Source organism: uncultured Duncaniella sp. (assembly GCF_910578445.1).
Classification (GTDB): domain Bacteria; phylum Bacteroidota; class Bacteroidia; order Bacteroidales; family Muribaculaceae; genus Duncaniella.
In genome coordinates this window covers 39,128-56,675 of the sequence record NZ_CAJTQC010000011.1, presented here as the reverse complement: position 1 = coordinate 56,675, position 17,548 = coordinate 39,128, and the positions used below count along the sequence as shown (strand labels likewise).

The 17,548-nt window shown below is 48.0% G+C and carries 10 protein-coding genes and 1 riboswitch; of the genes, 8 read left to right on the top strand and 2 right to left on the bottom strand.

Features of this window, described 5'->3' with window-relative positions:
• Positions 1-179: 179 nt before the first annotated feature.
• Entirely contained in the window at positions 180-1,631 is a 1,452-nt protein-coding gene (locus QZ311_RS06420; RefSeq protein WP_297065629.1) for a DUF6377 domain-containing protein, read from the top strand.
• A gap of 914 nt (positions 1,632-2,545) precedes the next feature.
• On the opposite strand, the gene QZ311_RS06415 is transcribed toward QZ311_RS06420, so the two are convergent.
• Positions 2,546-3,955, bottom strand: coding sequence for a calycin-like domain-containing protein (locus QZ311_RS06415; RefSeq protein ID WP_297065625.1), 1,410 nt, complete (start codon positions 3,953-3,955; stop codon positions 2,546-2,548).
• 436 nt (positions 3,956-4,391) lie between these two features.
• Between QZ311_RS06415 and QZ311_RS06410 the strand changes: the two genes are divergently transcribed.
• Together QZ311_RS06410 and QZ311_RS06405 are read left to right on the top strand one after the other, a co-directional pair.
• Positions 4,392-5,528: a PCMD domain-containing protein gene (locus tag QZ311_RS06410; protein ID WP_297065622.1), complete on the top strand. Its 1,137-nt coding sequence runs from the start codon at positions 4,392-4,394 to the stop codon at positions 5,526-5,528.
• 84 nt (positions 5,529-5,612) lie between these two features.
• Positions 5,613-6,389, top strand: a complete 777-nt coding sequence (locus tag QZ311_RS06405) for a porin family protein (RefSeq protein WP_297065694.1) — start codon at positions 5,613-5,615, stop codon at positions 6,387-6,389.
• A 114-nt stretch (positions 6,390-6,503) separates the two neighbouring features.
• Here the strand turns inward: QZ311_RS06405 and QZ311_RS06400 are convergent, their stop codons facing one another.
• Positions 6,504-9,557: a PEP/pyruvate-binding domain-containing protein gene (locus QZ311_RS06400; RefSeq protein WP_297065619.1), complete on the bottom strand. Its 3,054-nt coding sequence runs from the start codon at positions 9,555-9,557 to the stop codon at positions 6,504-6,506.
• A 258-nt stretch (positions 9,558-9,815) separates the two neighbouring features.
• Positions 9,816-9,942: riboswitch (TPP riboswitch) on the top strand.
• Between QZ311_RS06400 and QZ311_RS06395 the strand changes: the two genes are divergently transcribed.
• The 5 genes from QZ311_RS06395 to QZ311_RS06375 all read left to right on the top strand — a co-directional run bounded on the left by QZ311_RS06395 (position 9,931) and on the right by QZ311_RS06375 (position 17,412).
• Complete coding sequence (locus tag QZ311_RS06395; RefSeq protein WP_297065615.1) at positions 9,931-12,171, top strand: TonB-dependent receptor; 2,241 nt, start codon at positions 9,931-9,933, stop codon at positions 12,169-12,171. It overlaps the preceding riboswitch by 12 nt.
• A gap of 22 nt (positions 12,172-12,193) precedes the next feature.
• Positions 12,194-12,784 (top strand): nicotinamide riboside transporter PnuC, encoded by a 591-nt coding sequence (gene pnuC, locus QZ311_RS06390; RefSeq protein WP_297065611.1) that lies wholly within the window; start codon positions 12,194-12,196, stop codon positions 12,782-12,784.
• Between the two features lie 152 nt (positions 12,785-12,936).
• On the top strand, positions 12,937-13,809 hold the full coding sequence (gene dapF, locus QZ311_RS06385) for a diaminopimelate epimerase (RefSeq protein ID WP_297065608.1): 873 nt from the start codon (positions 12,937-12,939) through the stop codon (positions 13,807-13,809).
• Positions 13,810-13,930: 121 nt separating this feature from the next.
• Complete coding sequence (locus tag QZ311_RS06380; protein ID WP_297065606.1) at positions 13,931-15,160, top strand: LL-diaminopimelate aminotransferase; 1,230 nt, start codon at positions 13,931-13,933, stop codon at positions 15,158-15,160.
• Between the two features lie 62 nt (positions 15,161-15,222).
• Entirely contained in the window at positions 15,223-17,412 is a 2,190-nt protein-coding gene (locus QZ311_RS06375) for a glutamine synthetase III (protein ID WP_297065604.1), read from the top strand.
• Positions 17,413-17,548: the final 136 nt, after the last annotated feature.

The following is a 17,548-nucleotide window of genomic DNA, read 5'->3' as shown; positions in this document are numbered from 1 at the left end:
AGAAGACGGTTGTCTTCTGATAGTCTTAGGTTTGGTTTAATAGTAACATCTCTACATTCCGAATGAAAGGTTTAATCATCGGTATAATTGTAATCTTATCTGCCGTTTTCCCTCTATCGGCGTCTCATACCAGTCTGTCGGATAGCAATGAACTGCTGGAGCAACTGGATAGTGAACTCATGCACCGTAATGACTATACATCATTGCGTCAGAATAAGGTAGATTCCATAAAAGCCCTGTTGCTTGCAGATTCGCTTGGCTTTGTGAACCGTTATCTCGAACTTGGAGAGCTCCAAGGCGGCCTGAACGCCGATTCGGCCATAGTGGTGTTCTCGCAAGGTTTCAAGGCTGCGATGTCTGTCGGTGATTCTGTCATGGCTCAGCGTTTCCTTATCAGGCGTGCGACAGAACTTTGTAAGCTCAGTTCGACTCCTGATGCGATGAAAGACATTGTCAATGTGGCTCATTACGGAGCGTATCCTGAAAACAGAGCACAATTCTATGAAGTCGGAAGAAACCTATACTATACCATAGCCGAGGTGTTTGAAGGAACGGCTATGCGTGACAATTATATAAAGCCGGGACTTAAATATGCCAAGGAATTACAGGCTGCTCTACCAGCGGATTCCTATGGCGCAAGGCTCAATCTTGCGCTGATGTATTTCGCGCAGGGCAATGATGCCATGTTTTTGGCCTGCCTTATGGAGCTTGCGGAAGAAATCCCGGAAGACAATCCGTATTATTCAATGGTGTTGACCGCCCTCGGAGGTCGTCAGTTTGTGCTCGGAGCCACTGACGAGGCTATTTTCCATCTCGCCAAGGCAGCATTGAGTGATATCCGCTCAGGCGATCGCCATGGAACAGCCCTCATACGTCTTGGTGCGGCTCTCTATGAAGTGGGAGACCTTGCGAGGGCTCATAATTATCTGTCAGTCGCTCTTGAGGAAGCTTTGGCCGGAGGCGCCAAGACAAACAGTATGATGATTTCTGCCGCTTTGATGCCGGTGTCGCAGGCATTGCGCCAGCAGGAACGTACGACATTCGTTATGTTGATAGGCCTTATCGTGTGTCTGTGTGGTGTAGCTCTGTTGCTTTGGAATCTATATCGCAGCAAACGCCGGCGCACCCGCGAACTTGAACGGATCAAACAGCAGCTTGCAAAGGCCAACCAGTCGAAAGAGGCTTACATCTCTGAGTTCATGAATCTTTCTTCCAGTTACATGGAGGGGCTTGAGGAGTTCAACCGCATTACCCGTCGCAAGCTTGCCGCAGGTCAGGTCGACGACCTGCTCAACATAATAAAGAGCGGAAAGATGATTGAGGAACAGCGCAAGAAGTTTGATGATATTTTCGATGACGCCTTTCTTGCTATTTATCCCACTTTCATAAATGATGTCAATGCACTGCTCTCGCCGGAGAAGCGTATTGTAGCTCCTGCGAAAAATGTGCTTACGACCGAACTCCGTGTGCTTGCATTCACTCGTCTTGGTGTTGACGATACGGCTCAGGTGGCGCGTTTTCTTGGTGTTACGCTCAATACGGTCTATACGTATCGAAACAAGCTCCGAAACAAGGCTATCCATCGCGACACATTTGATGCCGATGTCATGAAAATAGGTATTATTGCGTGATTCATCATTGATAATATGTGTCAGAATATTGTATAAATAGCTTTTAAATCATTAGATTATACTTATATTTTACAATGTAAGGCTATAGGTCAATGCGTTGATTTATAGCCTTTAATGTTTGTATTATTTATATGGTGAGTTATATTTGGCCGTCGGGCTATTGCGTCGGGATGAAAAAGCCTATATCTTTGCGTTATAATATTAAAATCACTATTGAAACTTTCCACAAAGAGATTATAAAATAAACATAGGTAAGATTTATGTAATAGGTATTAAAGATTTGTTTTTCGTTAGATTTAGAAGAACTATTTAAACTACGTTAGATTCTGTTGAGAGCTGTCCTCGTGATGAAGGCCGCTCTTTTTTTGTGGCGACTTTAGCGGATGGCATCGTCTTTTCTCCCGTTGGCAGCCGACCTGTCAGTCTTCTCGGAGTGAAGGTGGCCGAGGGCTGATTTTTTCGGAATGTAGAAGGTCTGTCAATTATTGTTTTGAATGGATGTAAGCTGTATCAAATGTTATATACGATGTGCGTTTTGTTAAGTTTAAGCTTATATTGCAGTTTATATAAAAAGGATAACGCATATTGTTGAATATGCTTAAAATAAGATGTTTACGATGAAATATTTTGAGATTCATTTTAGAAGGTACGATAAAGTGCAGTAGTTAAGCTTGACAATGAGCTAACTTTGCAATGTGTAAAATTTTAATCAGTTTTTGGATTGTGATAATATCACGTATTTTAAGTGAAGATTATTCGTTAATTATGCTAAGTGTTTAAACAGAATTACTCCGTCTGCCTCGTGAGAAGCAGACGGAGTTTTAGTTTCCGTCATATTCGGTATGTTTATATAAAAAACGTGTGACATTCGCGTTGAATGTCACACGTTTTTTAGTTGAGTCAGACTCTATGATTTACTTCACAAGAATCTTGCTTACTTTGTTGCCCTGACGCTTGACATAGATGCCGGGGGCCATGTTGTCGGCGTTGACGCGCATTCCCTGAATGTTGAAATATTCAACAGGAGCGTTAGTGTCGGCGTTGATGTCGCTGATGCCTGATGTTGTGGATGTGAATGAGACCTTGATAGGAATTCCGGACCACATTACATCGATATTCATCTCTACGTTGTTGCCTGAGATAGTGCCGTTGAGTGTCACGTCAGCGACAATTGTGCCTCCGGCAAGCTGCATGCCCTTGACGTCGCCTTTGTATGTAGTCACGCCGTTTTCTTCTGAAGTTGTCACGTCGTTCACCACGATGTCACCGAGAATCATGGGTTCTGCTCCGGGCATTTCAAGAACGAAGTTGGGCAGAGTGAATGTGCATTTGCCTTCGCCTGCGGGAGTGATTTCGATAGTAGCGGGCTTGTTGGTTGCAAGAGCGTTGCCCATCATGTCGATATTGAGCACACCTGAGTAGACATTCTTGTCGTTTTCGGCATAGATGAGTTTTACATCGTCAACAATGAGTGAGTTGTCCTTGCCGACTACGGATGCGCCTCCGAAGTAGTCACCGGCAGCGATGATGATGTTTATCATCTCGGGTGTTGCGTCTGACTTGTAGTCAAATTTTGCTGAGAACTTGGTCCATTCAGAAGCGTCTTCGGTGATTTCAGCGTTGATGACAGCGATAAGCTCTGCGTCGTCGCTCTTGCTGACTTCGCCACCCTGACAACCGGTCATATCCATTCCGAGGATGCAGCGGTCACGGTCAGTCATGTCCTTGCAGACGGGATCACCTGCCATATATACGACTGCGGGTACATCTTTCTGAGTCCAGTGGCCCTTCCAGAGATAGGCTACGACTGTCGATTTTTCAGCCGGCTTGTCTTCACCGCGGCTGCGCTTGTACATGAATTCGATACCTGTCGGGCGTTCGTTGAATTTCATTCCGCCGAATGCTCCGCCGTCACTGTTGTTAATGGTGATTCCGGTAATGCTGAAACTGGGATTTGCAGTGGACCATGCCGGGCCGAGGGTCATGTAGCCCGGGACAATCTGTGCCTCCATGAAGGGGTTGGGGTTGTTGGTCAGCTTGACAGCGCAGTTCGAGTTGAAGCCTTCGACTGAATCTCCTACCAATGTTGTTCCGAGTCCGCTTGCCGAACCTTCGTAGTATGATGCCATTCCGGCGACATTGGAGATGATCCATCCGGTCGGGTTCTTGCCCGCTACAACTTCGCTTATCTCTCCGTATCTGCCTTCTTCGCCTTGGCTGACATAGAATGTCCAAGGAACACAATCTGTCCATCCGCCTTCGAAGTCTGAGTTTGGAATTTGCTGCTGTGCGTATATATTGACACACAGAGGGCTTACCAGCATGGTGCTGAGTAAGGTTTTGTAAAGTAATTTCATGAAGTTAGTGATTATAATTGATTTGTCTATTAAGGGTTGGAGCGAGAGAGATTTTACGGACACTGTGAAAAAAATGTATTGCGTAAAAATCAGACATTATAGAAATATGTACTATCGGAAATGAATCAGATTTAATGAATTTCCGCTGCAAAGTTAATGATTATTTACAATTCTCCCTAAAATTAGATATTTTTTGATAATTTTTTGGCAGAAATGCCCAATTTATGATGAAAAAATGGCACAAATGTCACATCTATATATGTTTTTTAGTAAATTTGTGGCGATATTGCCGTATTGTTTGGAATCGTGCGCGTGTTCTTGATAATTGTGTCACGGCCGGTTTTTCAGGAATGCAACTATATAGGTTTCAGGTTGTATGGCATAAATAAAATCCAATCAGAATATGAAAGTAATCAAATGGCTTTTAGTGCTTGGCATGATGTTGGCTATGGCATCGTGCATAAAAAAAGAGCCCCTCAATGCAGAGTGTGATATTGTCAGTGTCGTTTTGCCTGATGATGAGCTTAACCGCACGCCGATCATCGAGAATGACCGTGTCACGCTTATTGTTAAAAATCATGTAAACATCACAGAGCTTGCCCCGGAGTTCGAGCTTACACCCGGCGCGGTCATTCAGCCTGAGAGCGGAACGGTGCGTGATTTTACAGAACCTCAGACCTATGTCGTGACTTCGCAGGATGGCGAATGGAGCAAGGTGTACACTGTAGCAGTGCAGCGCAACAATGCGATAAATCTGAAATATGGGTTTGAGGATATCCGGATAGTCAAATCGATGCAAGGTGGAAGTTATGACGAGTTTCTTGATGTCAGCATCAATGAATCCACCCATCAGCGCGACACGATGATCTGGGCGAGCGGCAATGCCGGCTTTGCAATGACCAACGGGACGAAACCACCTGAAACCTATCCGACATTTCAGGCAGACGAGGGCTACATCGGCAAATGTGTGGAAATGGTCACACGTTCGACCGGGGCGTGGGGTGCGATGGTCAACAAGCCTATTGCAGCCGGCAACCTGTTCATAGGTAAGTTCAATGTGACAATTGCGGTGGCTACACCGTTGAAGGCCACTCAGTTCGGAACGCCGTTCTCAAGCGTCCCGCGCTACTTCAACGGTTATTATAAATATAAGCCCGGAGAGATCTACCAGCGGTTGAACGAGTCGAACAAGCTTGAGACTGTCGAGGGCAAGGTGGATGAATGTAACATCTATGCCGTGTTTTTTGAATCGACTCCAGAAATGGAGTGGCTCGACGGCTCAAATGTGCTTTCCGAGAACAATCCTAACATCATTGCTGTGGCACGTCTGTCGGATGAACAGCGTCAGCCTAAAGAGGAGTGGACTTACTTCCATCTGCCTTTTGTGTTCCGTGACGGTAAGTCTATTGACCCCGATAAACTTGAAAACGGTCTCTACAGCATAACCATAGTCATGTCGTCAAGTATCGACGGCGATTATTTCTCAGGAGCTGTAGGCAGCACGCTCCGGGTGGACGAACTTGAACTCGAATGTGATTGACGTGAATGCGTTTTACGCAATTCCCCCTTATGCTGAAAAATGAATATCATTATGAATATCAGGAAATACTTTAGCCTTGCCGTGATGGCTTGCGCTTCGATATATGGCTTTGCCCAGTCAGATGTAAACGAGCAGGATTTTTCTCAATCCGACCGCCCGTGCAGTATCTATAAATCCGTGCTTCTCGGTCTGGAATATGAGGTTAATGCCGGGGTGAATATCGGTGGCGCATCGCCGCTTCCTCTTCCGGCTGAAATCCGTCAGATAAACTCCTATAGTCCGCATCTCAATCTTCAGATCGGAACTTCTGTCACAAAATGGTTCGGGCAGGATAAAAAATGGGGTATCACCACCGGATTCCGTTTTGAGACAAAAGGAATGGAGACTAATGCCAACGTGAAGAACTATGGCATGGAAATCATTCAGGACGGTAAAAAACTTAGCGGCAAGTGGACCGGCAGGGTACAGACAAAGTACCATACGCAGCAGCTGACAATTCCGATTACGGCTGCCTACAGGATAAATGACCGATGGAAATTGAATTTCGGACCATATCTTGCCTATGCTTTCAGCAATGAGTTTGACGGCTATGTCTACGATGGCTATCTGCGTGAGGGCGATCCTACGGGCAACAAGGTCTCATTTGAAGACGATGCCAAGGCCACCTACGATTTCGGAAGCGAACTGCGCAAGTTTCAGTGGGGATTGCAGTGTGGCGGTTCGTGGCATGTGTTCAAACGTCTGTCGGTGAATGCCAATCTTACATGGGGGCTGAACGATATTTTTGTCCGCTCGTTCAAGACTGTTTCATTCAACATGTATCCAATCTACCTTAATTTAGGATTCGGATATATCTTCTGACGGTTTTCAGGAGAAAGCTATCAGATATAGCATATTAAACAGACATGGGTATGTGCCGGTTTGCGTGGCACATACCCATGTCTGTTTTTCGGGTTGTTTTTCGGGATGACAGGCCTATGCTTCCGGCTTTACCACCACACCCGTGCCTTTCAGCCCGTTGACACCGATGGCAAGCGGAGTCGGGAATGTGACTATTCTGACAAAGTCGCTTTCATAGATGGCAGGCTGTGAGTTGAGATATTCCACGTCGTAGAGGTCGGTGACCGGATCGCCCTCTTTTTTGCGTGCGTTTGTGTCGATGGTGAAATATGCCACTCCGAACGATGTGAGATTCTGAAAGAAATGAGTGCCTTGGCTTGGCTCGATGCGGTAGTTTGGCAGAGATGACTCGACTATCAGTCGTGCGGCCGATATTGCGGGCCATTTCACGGGGATGCCAAGCGAGGTGTCCGACGAGCCCCATCTGCCCGGACCGATGAGGATGTAGCGCTCTTCGCGGTCAAGGAATCCACGGTTGATTTTCTCGATTTCGCGTGCGATGAGAGAGTTGTTTGACGACGAGAATTTCTCCGGCCTTACATAGACCACCGTATTGACTCCTTCGATGTTGCCATGTCCGAGAGCTGTGCCTGACTTTAGTAATAGTTTTTCGTCGGGCGTGGCCATGAGAGCCTCGTCAACGGTTTCCTTCCTGTCCACGATAGGCCTGATTTGCAGCCAGTAGAGACGACCCTTGTGCTTTTCGCCCGGACCGACCATTTTGGGGTCAGGCCCGATCATGCCTGCAAATTCAATTTCGACCGGACGCTGCATGGCTTCCTGTCCTGTGGTCAGCATGAAATCGACTGATTCAGCGAGAGGATATGCCTTGTGCTTCAGAATGTTGTTGAAGGTGACAACGCGTCGGCCTTCGCCATAGTCGCTGTCGCGGATCACGTTGTCGCGGAAATCGAATGTCGACACCATATATTTAAGTGCGCCTTTTTCCGCAATGTCCTGCACACGGAGCTTTGCCACATTGTAGCCATCGTCGATACTGAGCGCTGGTGTTGAATCCGTTTTGTCGGCTTTCCGGTCTTGGACGCTTGTATCGTTGGCCTCGCCTTTCATCTCAAGTGCATACATGCGAGTCTGGGTGTCGCGCAGAGCGAGCGACAGTTCCGATGTCTGTAGGACATTTTCGGGATGGCGTGGCGAAAAACGAAGCGCAAGACCACCGTCGACAATGTATTTTCCGAGTCCAACCGCCACTTCGGCAACCCCGTCTTCGGGCTTCTCGTCATTGAGAGGGTAGTAGTTGAGCGAACGCCCTACACCTGAGAACGACGGGAAATAGTAGCCATCGACCTCGCGTCCGACAACTTCCTGTAGGATGACTGCCATTTTTTCTTGGTCAATGACGTTGGATGTCGCTGTCATATATGCCTTTGAGTCAGAATAGAACACAGAAGCATAGACACCCTTGATGGCACTTGTGACCATTCGCAGCATTTCTTGCGGATCGCTCACTTTGGGAACCATGTATGTCGAGTAGATGCCTGCAAACGGCTGATAGTGGGAGTCTTCGAGCAGACTTGAGCTTCGGACGGCTATGGGGGTGTCGACGACTTCGAATAGCGCGAGAAGGTCGTCCTTGATTCTCCGTGGCAGCTTGCCTTTGAGGAAGTGAGCGAGGATTTCTTCGTCGGGGGCATCGCTCAGAGCGATTGGATAGAGCTTGTTGCTCTCCATGAACTCGTCGAAGATGTCTGTACAGAGCACCACTGTGCGCGGAATTGTAATGGAAATGCCGTCGAAATTGTCACAGACAGGATTCTTTTTGATTATCGAGTCGATGAATGCCAGACCGCGGCCTTTGCCTCCGAGCGAGCCTTGGCCGATGCGCGCGAAGTTTGAGTAACGGTCGAAACGTTCTTTCTGGAAAATAGCGACCACGCCGCGGTTTTTCATCTTGCGGTATTTCACGATGAGGTCGAAGAACAGTTTGCGCACTTGCGGAGCGTCTTTCAGGTCGCGGAAGCGGTGGTGTTTGATGACTTCGGCTATCGGGAACATGGCACGTGAATAGAGCCAGCGGGAGATGTCGTTGAACGACGCGTGCCAGTAGAGCGCTTCGGCAGGAATGTCGAAGATGTTTTTTTGCAGGTCTTTGAGTGACTTTATGCGGAATATCTCTTCGCCGCTTTCTGGATTGCGGATTACGAAATCGCCGAATCCGAAGTTATTTATAATTGCTTTGCCGAGGTCTACCGGGAATTTCTTGGAATTTTTGTCGATGAATGTTCCGCCGATTTCCGATACGTCGTGGGCGTTTTCGTTTTCGGAGCTTTCAATAATCAGCGGAAGATATGGATCGCGCTCGCGAAGCTCACGGGCGAGTCTTATGCCGGCCTTTGGGTCTTTTTTGCCTTCGTGCATGAATGACACGTCGCTGATCACACCTAATATGTGGTCGCTGTAGCGGTCATATAGCTCAAGGGCTTCCTCGTAGTCACGCGCGAGCATGACTTTTGGACGACCTCGCATGCGGAGCATCTGTTCATGCTCGTTGAGCGCTTCGGTTGAGAACTCACGCGACTGTTTGAGAATGAATTTATAAACGATCGGAAGAACCGATGAATAAAATCTGACTGAGTCCTCGACAAGCAGAATCATCTGTACGCCGACGCCGTTTATGTCGTTGTCGGCGTTCATCTTGTCCTCAAGCAGCTTGATTATGGCAAGCAGCAGGTCCACGTTGCCGAGCCATGAGAACACGTAGTCGATGCCGGTGAAATCTTCGTTGGAAAGTCTGCGTGAAACTTCTTTTGAAAAAGGAGTGAGCACGATGATTGGCATTTCCGGGTAGAGCGCACGTATGCGTCGCGCTCCGGCGAATGTCTCGCTGACATCGTTGCCCGGCATCATGATGACCAGATCGAAATTTTTTGTTTTCATAATTTCGATTCCCTCGGTCGAATTGAGTGCGCGCGTCACTCGTGGCGGTGAGGAGAGGTTGAGTGCGGTGTACTCGAAGTAGAGTTGCTCTTCGACACGGCCGTCTTCCTCCATCATGAATGCATCGTAGGCCGATGCTATGAGCAGAACGTTGAATATGCGTTTCTGCATGAGGTTTTCAAATGCCGTATCCTTGAAGTAGAGTTGGCTTAGAGCTTCGTCGTCGGTCATGGCTGATTGGTTAAAATTTGGTTAAGTTACTTATGTGTCGCAAATTTAGTTAAAAACAATGAGATTTTTATATTGATTGATGACAAAAGAGCTTGATTTGAAGTCCGTTTTTGGTAAATACGATATAAATGTGATTGTCAGGCTGCAATTATTGTGGAATAACGATGTAAATTATTACCTTTGCAGCGAAATTCACAGGTGGTTGCATTGTGCAGTTACTTCCGATGGGTTTCTGAATATGCCGTAGGAGTACGGCTTTAATAGATTTAGGGGTGTCCGCCTTTGCCGGTCGCGCAATGGTCGCCGTCGGCAGGCAGGTCTGAGATTATACCCTTTGAACCTGATCCGGGTAATACCGGCGTAGAGAAAAATTATGAAAAAATTGCTTTTACCTGCTGTAGTCCTTTCAGGGACTGCCAGCTTACATGCCGCCGTTGCCGGACACGATTCCGGTGTGGTGGATGATTCTTTGAGTCTTGTGCTTGACCATGTTGAAGTTGTGGCCAACCGTGCCACTGCTAAAACGCCGGTTGCGTTTACGAATGTCGGCAAGCGAGAACTGGTGCGTAACAATGACGGTCGCGACATGACCTATCTTTTGCAGATGACCCCTTCGGTCACCACCACATCCGACGCCGGCGGGGGCATCGGTTACACGTCGATGCGTATCCGCGGAACGGATGGGTCGCGTATAAATGTTACCGCCAACGGTATTCCTATCAACAATCCTGAGAGCCACAATGTCTATTGGGTCAATATGCCTGACCTTGCATCCTCGCTTCGCGATGTACAGATTCAGCGCGGAGCTGGAACATCGACAAACGGTGCGGGAGCGTTTGGCGCGAGTGTCAATATGGTCACCGATGCTCCGTCGGAGGACGCGTATGCTGAATTTTCAGGAGCTTATGGCGCATACAATACCAACCGAGAGACTTTTCGTGTAGGCTCCGGACTGATTGGCGAGCACTGGAGTTTCGATGCGCGGCTCAGTCATCTCGGCTCAGACGGTTATATCGACAGGGCATCTTCTGAACTGTGGAGCTATTTCGGACAGGCCGCCTATTCTTCCTATAATACCACGGTGCGTTTCCTCGCATTCGGTGGCAAGGAGAAGACATACATGGCGTGGGATTATGCCTCGAAGGAACAGATGGAGGAGTTCGGGCGACGCTATAATCCGTGTGGCGAATATACGGATGACAATGGTCAGCGGGCCTACTACCCCGACCAGTACGACAATTATATCCAGCATCATTTCCAGCTGCTGTTGCATCAGCGTTTAGGAAGCTATTTTCATCTTAATGCAGCGCTCCACTACACGGCCGATAACGGTTACTACGACCAGTATAAGACCCGGCGCACTCTTGAGGAGTATGGTCTGAAGCCTTTTGTCGATGCTGAAGGCAACACGGTCAGCAAGTCTGACCTTATCCGTCTGAAAAACAATGTGAATGATTTTTACGGAGGACAGCTGAGCCTCAATTATATCCGCGACGGCTTGAATCTCTTGTTTGGCGGTGCGGTCACTGATTTCGACGGCCATCATTTCGGACAGGTGAAATGGGTGCGCAACTATGTCGGTCCGATTGATCCGTTGCAGAAATACTACGACAATCGCGGACGTAAATTCGATTCGAATCTTTTTATTCGCGCCAACTATGAGATTGACAGCCGTTTCTCGGCCTATGCCGACCTCCAGTATCGCCACATCCATTATACAATAAAAGGTGCATCTGACAACTGGGACTGGAACATCGCCGCTCCGGCGGTGCTTGATGTCAACCGTCGCTGGGATTTCTTTAATCCGAAACTCGGAGTGAACTTCACTTCGGGCAGTCACCGTGCGTTTGCTTCATGGGCTGTCGCTCAGAAAGAGCCTACGCGCGATAACTTTACAGACGGCGATCCGGCTCACCGCCCTGAATCGGAACGGATGAATGATTTCGAGCTCGGCTATACATTCAACCGCAAGCTGTTTTCCGTAGGCATTAACCTATATTATATGTTGTATAAGGATCAGCTTGTGGCGACAGGTGAACTTTCAGACACCGGCAATCCAATCAGCGTCAATGTCCCGGATTCATATCGTGCGGGTGTGGAGCTTCAGGGTGCTTTCAGGCCATGCGGATGGTTTGACTGGACTTGCAATCTCACATTGTCACGCAACCGCATAAAGAATTTTGTCGAGTACATATATGAAGATGAGTGGACGAATCCGATTTCGTTCTCTCTCGGCGATACGCCCATAGCCTTTTCGCCCGACATCATCTTCAATAATGCTTTTAATTTTAATTATCGTGGGGCTGATGCTTCTCTCCAGAGCCGTTATGTCGGAAAGCAATACATGAACAATGCGCGCAGTGAAGAAGCGAAACTCGATTCTTATTTCGTTTCCGACCTTCATCTTGGCTACACATTTAGAAATTTGCACGGAGTGAAGGAGATGCGCATCGGTTTTTCGGTCTATAATCTGTTTGACAAGAAATATTTCAACAATGGCTATGCCGGTGCAGGCTACACTGTGGTTGATGGCGAGAAGGTGATTTACCGCTATGCCGGTTATGCGGCTCAAGCTCCGACCCATGTAATGGCTACTGCCACGCTTCGTTTTTGATAATCATTGACAGTTTGTTGTAATGACATTTGATCTTATACTTGAAATTTTAGGCTTCACAATCGGATTGCTCTATCTTTGGTGGGAATATCATGCCGATGCCAAAGTGTGGATTGCTTCGGTTGTGATGCCGGCCATTTCGATGTGGATTTATTATTCCAAAGGTCTCTATGCTGATTTCGGAATAAACATCTACTATCTTCTTATCGCGGTCTATGGTTTTGTGTCGTGGACACGCGGAGAGTCAAAGAGCAAGCATGGGTCTCTTAAGATAACCCATATCGGATGGTTGACGGGCGTGGCTGCGGTTTGTGCCACACTGTTGTTGTGGCGATTGATATGGTGGATACTGGTGGAGTTTACGGATTCGACCGTCCCTGTTGCGGATGCCTTCACCACATCGCTCTCTATCGTTGGTCTATGGATGTTGGCAAGAAAATATGTCGAGCAGTGGCTGGCATGGTTTGTTGTCGATATTGTCTGTTGTGCGCTATATTATTATAAAGGTATAAATTTCTATTGTGTGCTTTATGGAATTTATACTGTTATCGCCCTGCTTGGTTACCGCAAATGGATGCGGCTGATGAAAAGTCAGGATTATGGAAAGGAATGAGGTATGGTGAAAAATTGATATTTTGTATTAAAATCTTTTAAATTGAGATATTTTTACAAAAAAATGAGGGTAAAAGGCATATTATTATAGCAAAATGCTTAACTTTGCAGCGATTTCTGAAAATAATAACAAAAACAAGGAATCAAAAATTTATGACCTCATCCGCAAAAAAAGCCACCGAGGTGATTAGGTTCACCAAAATGCACGGCATCGGTAATGATTACATATATATTAATTGTATGGAATCTACTCCTGACCGGCTTCCGGAGCTGGCCATCGAAATGAGCGACCGCCATTTTGGTGTAGGAGGCGACGGCATAGTCCTGATATGTCCATCCGAAGTTGCTGATTTCAAAATGAGGATGTTCAACAATGATGGTTCGGAGGCTCGCATGTGTGGCAATGCCTCTCGTTGCATCGCCCGATATGTCCACGACCACGGCCTTACTGACCAAAGACGCATAAGCCTTGAAACCCTGTCGGGTATCAAGGTTTTGTCGCTTAATATGAACAGTGGCGGAGAAGTGGAAAGTGTGACGGTTGACATGGGCGAGCCTGAATTTACCCCCGGGCTTATTCCCGTCGTCACAGCCTCAGAGCGAATGGTGGAGGAAGATGTGGAAACCTCCTGCGGCGACGTCAAAGTCACCGCAGTCTCTATGGGAAATCCTCACGGTGTCATATTCGTAGACCGTATAGAAGATGTCGATTTCGACACTTTAGGCCCTGAACTTGAATCTCACGACATCTGGCCTGACCGAGCCAATATCGAGTTTCTTGAGGTGATTTCGCGTTCGGAGGCCAGAATGCGTGTCTGGGAACGAGGCACGGGCGAGACTCTTGCGTGTGGCACTGGAGCATGTGCGTCGGCTGTAGCCGCTATCCTTACCGGACGGTGTGACCGCAAGGTCACCATACATCTGCGGGGAGGAAATCTTGAGATAGAGTGGGGCGAGGACGGCCATGTCATGATGACCGGAGGTGCGACAGAGGTATTTGATGGTATTTATCGCCGACAAAATTGATTTGTCTTCGATTAAAGCGTATCTTTGCATTTGGAATTTTCATAGACCGGTTTTTCGCTTTGTCAGACGTTTCGAATCTGTCGGTTAAAAGCAAAAAAATAGAAATTCAAATAATAAAGCAATGTTCAGGATTAATGATAATTTCACTAAGCTTCCTGCTTCATATCTGTTCAGTGAAGTGGCCCGGCGTGTCAAGGTTTACACCGAAGCAAATCCGGGTACGGATATAATAAGAATGGGTATAGGGGATGTCACACGTCCGCTGTGTCCGGCAGTCATAGCGGCTCTTCACGCCGCTGTCGATGACGAGGCTAACGGTGAAAGTTTCCATGGCTATGGACCTGAGCAGGGCTACGGTTTTCTCAGTGAGAAAATTTCCGAGTTTGACTATAAGAATCGTGGCATAGACATAGGCCCTGATGAAATATTCATCAGTGACGGAGCCAAGAGTGACACAGGTAACATCGGCGACATTCTTTCCACTGCCAATTGCGTTGCTGTTACCGATCCGGTCTATCCGGTCTATGTCGACACCAATGTCATGGGAGGGCGCGCCGGAGAACTTGGCGATGACGGCCGTTGGAGCAGGATTGAATATCTGCCATGCACGGCAGAGAATTCATTTGTCCCGGCGCTTCCTGTAAACGACCCTGATGTCATATATCTCTGTTATCCTAATAATCCTACCGGGACTACCCTTACACGTTCACAGCTGAAGGTGTGGGTTGACTATTGCCGTGAACACGGAGCTTTGCTACTGTTTGACGCTGCCTATGAGGCTTATATCCGTGAAGACGACGTGCCACATTCGATTTATGAGATTGAAGGGGCAAAGGAGGTGGCAATCGAATTCCGCAGTTATTCAAAGACCGCCGGATTCACCGGTATCCGTCTCGGCTACACTGTCGTTCCAAAAGAACTGAAAGGTTTGGATGAGTCAGGACGTTTGGTGGGACTCAACGGATTGTGGCGCCGCCGGCAGACAACAAAGTTCAATGGCGCGAGCTATCTGACACAGCGTGGCGCTGAGGCCCTTTACAGTCCCGAAGGCCGGAGGCAGGTTAAGGAAAGTATTGACTATTATCTCGAAAATGCCCGGATGCTTCGTGTCGGTCTTGCAGAGGCCGGTTATGAGGTCGTTGGCGGTGTGAATTCTCCATATATATGGCTGAAGACGCCCGAGGGAATGTCGTCATGGGAATTTTTTGACCATATGCTTGAACGTTACCACATCGTTGGCACTCCCGGAAGTGGTTTCGGCCCGTCAGGTGAGGGCTATTTCCGTCTGACAGCGTTCAATACCCACGAAAATACACGCCTGTGTGTCGACCGTCTCACAGGGAAATCATAATTGACCACAATTTAACGCAAATAAGTAAAAAAAATTACATAATTTCTTAATTCCAACACATTATGTCAAGTTTAAGGTTCAAAGTTGTTGAAGAGGCTTCCAACCGCAAGGCAGTTCCTGTTGATATTCCTAAAGCACGTCCGCAGGAATATTATGCAAGCAAGGTGTTCAACCGCGCAAAGATGTATGAGTATCTCCCGATTGATACTTACAAAGCTCTCATCAACGCCATTGACAATAAAGAGCCTCTGTCGCGCAAGGTAGCCGACAGTGTGGCCGAAGGTATGAAGCGCTGGGCTATCGACAACGGAGCCCGTCACTACACACACTGGTTTCAGCCGCTGACCGAAACCACTGCCGAGAAACACGACGGTTTCGTCGAGCACGACGGTAAAGGTGGCATGGTGGAGGAATTTTCAGGTAAACTCCTCGTTCAGCAGGAACCTGACGCATCGAGCTTCCCCAATGGCGGTATCCGTAACACTTTCGAGGCACGCGGATATTCCGCATGGGATATCTCGTCGCCGGCATTCCTTATAGATAACACACTTTGTATCCCGACAATCTTTATTTCATATACGGGAGAGTCGCTTGACTACAAGACTCCGCTTCTGCGTGCGCTTTCTGCTGTCGACAAAGCCGGTACAGCTGTCGCACGCTATTTCGACCCTAAGGTCAACCATGTCATCTCAAACCTTGGCTGGGAGCAGGAATATTTCCTTGTTGACGAAGCTCTCTATGCTGCGCGTCCCGACCTCGTGCTGACCGGCCGCACGCTCATGGGCCATGAGTCTGCAAAGAACCAGCAGCTTGAGGACCACTATTTCGGTGCTATCCCTTCGCGTGTCGAAGCTTTCATGCTTGACCTTGAAATCGAGGCTCACAAACTTGGCATTCCGGCTAAGACACGCCACAACGAGGTTGCCCCAAATCAGTTTGAGCTCGCGCCGATTTTTGAGGAAACCAACCTTGCCAACGACCACAACATGCTCATCATGTCGCTCATGAGCGAGGTGGCGCGCCGTCACAATTTCCGTGTGCTTCTCCACGAAAAGCCTTTTGCGGGAATCAACGGTTCAGGCAAGCACAACAACTGGAGCCTCGGCACAGACACCGGCACGCTCCTTTTCGCTCCCGGCAAGACACCGAAGGAGAATCTTCAGTTTATCACTTTCGTTGCCAATGTCATGGCTGCTGTCCACCGTCATAATGCACTGCTGAAGGCATCAATCATGTCGGCCACAAACTGCCATCGTCTCGGTGCTAACGAAGCGCCCCCGGCAATTATCTCGATTTTTGCAGGAAGCCAGCTGTCGGAAATCATAAACAAAATCAAGAATTCCGATAAGGACGATCTGATTGCTCTCGCAGGAAAAGAGGAATTGAACCTCGGTGTCGCGCAGATTCCTGAACTGATGATTGACAATACGGACCGTAACCGCACTTCGCCATTCGCATTCACCGGCAACCGTTTCGAGTTCCGTGCCGTCGGTTCGAGCGCAAACTGTGCCTCTGCAATGATTGCCCTGAATGCGGCTATGGCCGAACAGCTTGCCGATTTCAAGCAGAAGGTGGATTCACGTCTTGAAGCAGGCGAGGAACTGCAACATGCTCTTCTTGCCGAAATCAAGGCTCTTCTTCTCTATTCAGAACCAATCCATTTCGATGGCAACGGTTATTCGGATGAGTGGAAGGAAGAGGCTGCCCGCCGAGGACTTGACTGCGAGACAAATCCGGCTCTCATTTTCGATGCCTACCTGCGTCCGTCGTCAGTTGAGATGTTCCGTAAGACAGGTGTCATGAACCACGTGGAACTCGAAGCCCGCAACGAGGTTAAGTGGGAGATGTATACCAAAAAGATTCAGATTGAGGCACGTGTTCTCGGTGACCTTGCCATCAATCATATCATCCCTGTCGCTACCCGCTATCTGTCGATTCTTCTTGACAATATGGTGAAGATACGCACTCTGTTCCCCGGCAACAAGGGTGAGGAACTTTCATCGCAGGATGCGGTGACCGTAGAGAAAATCATGCGTCACTGCTCAGTGATTAAGGAAGAGGTCGCCAAGATGGTCAATGCTCGCAAGGAAGCAAACCAGATTGAGACAGAGCGTGAAAAGGCGCTCGCTTATTCTCATGATGTCGCTCCGAGTCTGGAGGTCATCCGCTATCATATCGATAAGCTTGAGCTTCTTGTCGATAACGAAATGTGGCCTCTGCCTAAATACCGCGAACTGCTTTTCATCCGTTAAAAAAAATCAGAGAGTGTGGCGCAATATCACTTGCGCCACACTGTTTTTTAGATACATAACAGCAGCAGTTTCCATTATCCGCTCTCTGTCCGGATGTCTCCGTTGTGGCGACGATGGCTGGAGAGCGGCTGTTTTG

Excerpts from the sequence above, each read along its gene's own strand:
- QZ311_RS06420 (WP_297065629.1), top strand. The coding sequence starts at position 180 with ATGCACCGTAATGACTATACATCATTGCGTCAGAATAAGGTAGATTCC.
- pnuC (WP_297065611.1), top strand. The coding sequence starts at position 12,194 with ATGACATTTGATCTTATACTTGAAATTTTAGGCTTCACAATCGGATTG.
- QZ311_RS06395 (WP_297065615.1), top strand. The coding sequence starts at position 9,931 with ATGAAAAAATTGCTTTTACCTGCTGTAGTCCTTTCAGGGACTGCCAGC.
- QZ311_RS06415 (WP_297065625.1), bottom strand. The coding sequence starts at position 3,955 with ATGCTGGTAAGCCCTCTGTGTGTCAATATATACGCACAGCAGCAAATT.
- QZ311_RS06405 (WP_297065694.1), top strand. The coding sequence starts at position 5,613 with ATGGCTTGCGCTTCGATATATGGCTTTGCCCAGTCAGATGTAAACGAG.
- QZ311_RS06380 (WP_297065606.1), top strand. The coding sequence starts at position 13,931 with ATGTTCAGGATTAATGATAATTTCACTAAGCTTCCTGCTTCATATCTG.
- QZ311_RS06400 (WP_297065619.1), bottom strand. The coding sequence starts at position 9,557 with ATGACCGACGACGAAGCTCTAAGCCAACTCTACTTCAAGGATACGGCA.
- QZ311_RS06410 (WP_297065622.1), top strand. The coding sequence starts at position 4,392 with ATGAAAGTAATCAAATGGCTTTTAGTGCTTGGCATGATGTTGGCTATG.
- dapF (WP_297065608.1), top strand. The coding sequence starts at position 12,937 with ATGACCTCATCCGCAAAAAAAGCCACCGAGGTGATTAGGTTCACCAAA.
- QZ311_RS06375 (WP_297065604.1), top strand. The coding sequence starts at position 15,223 with ATGTCAAGTTTAAGGTTCAAAGTTGTTGAAGAGGCTTCCAACCGCAAG.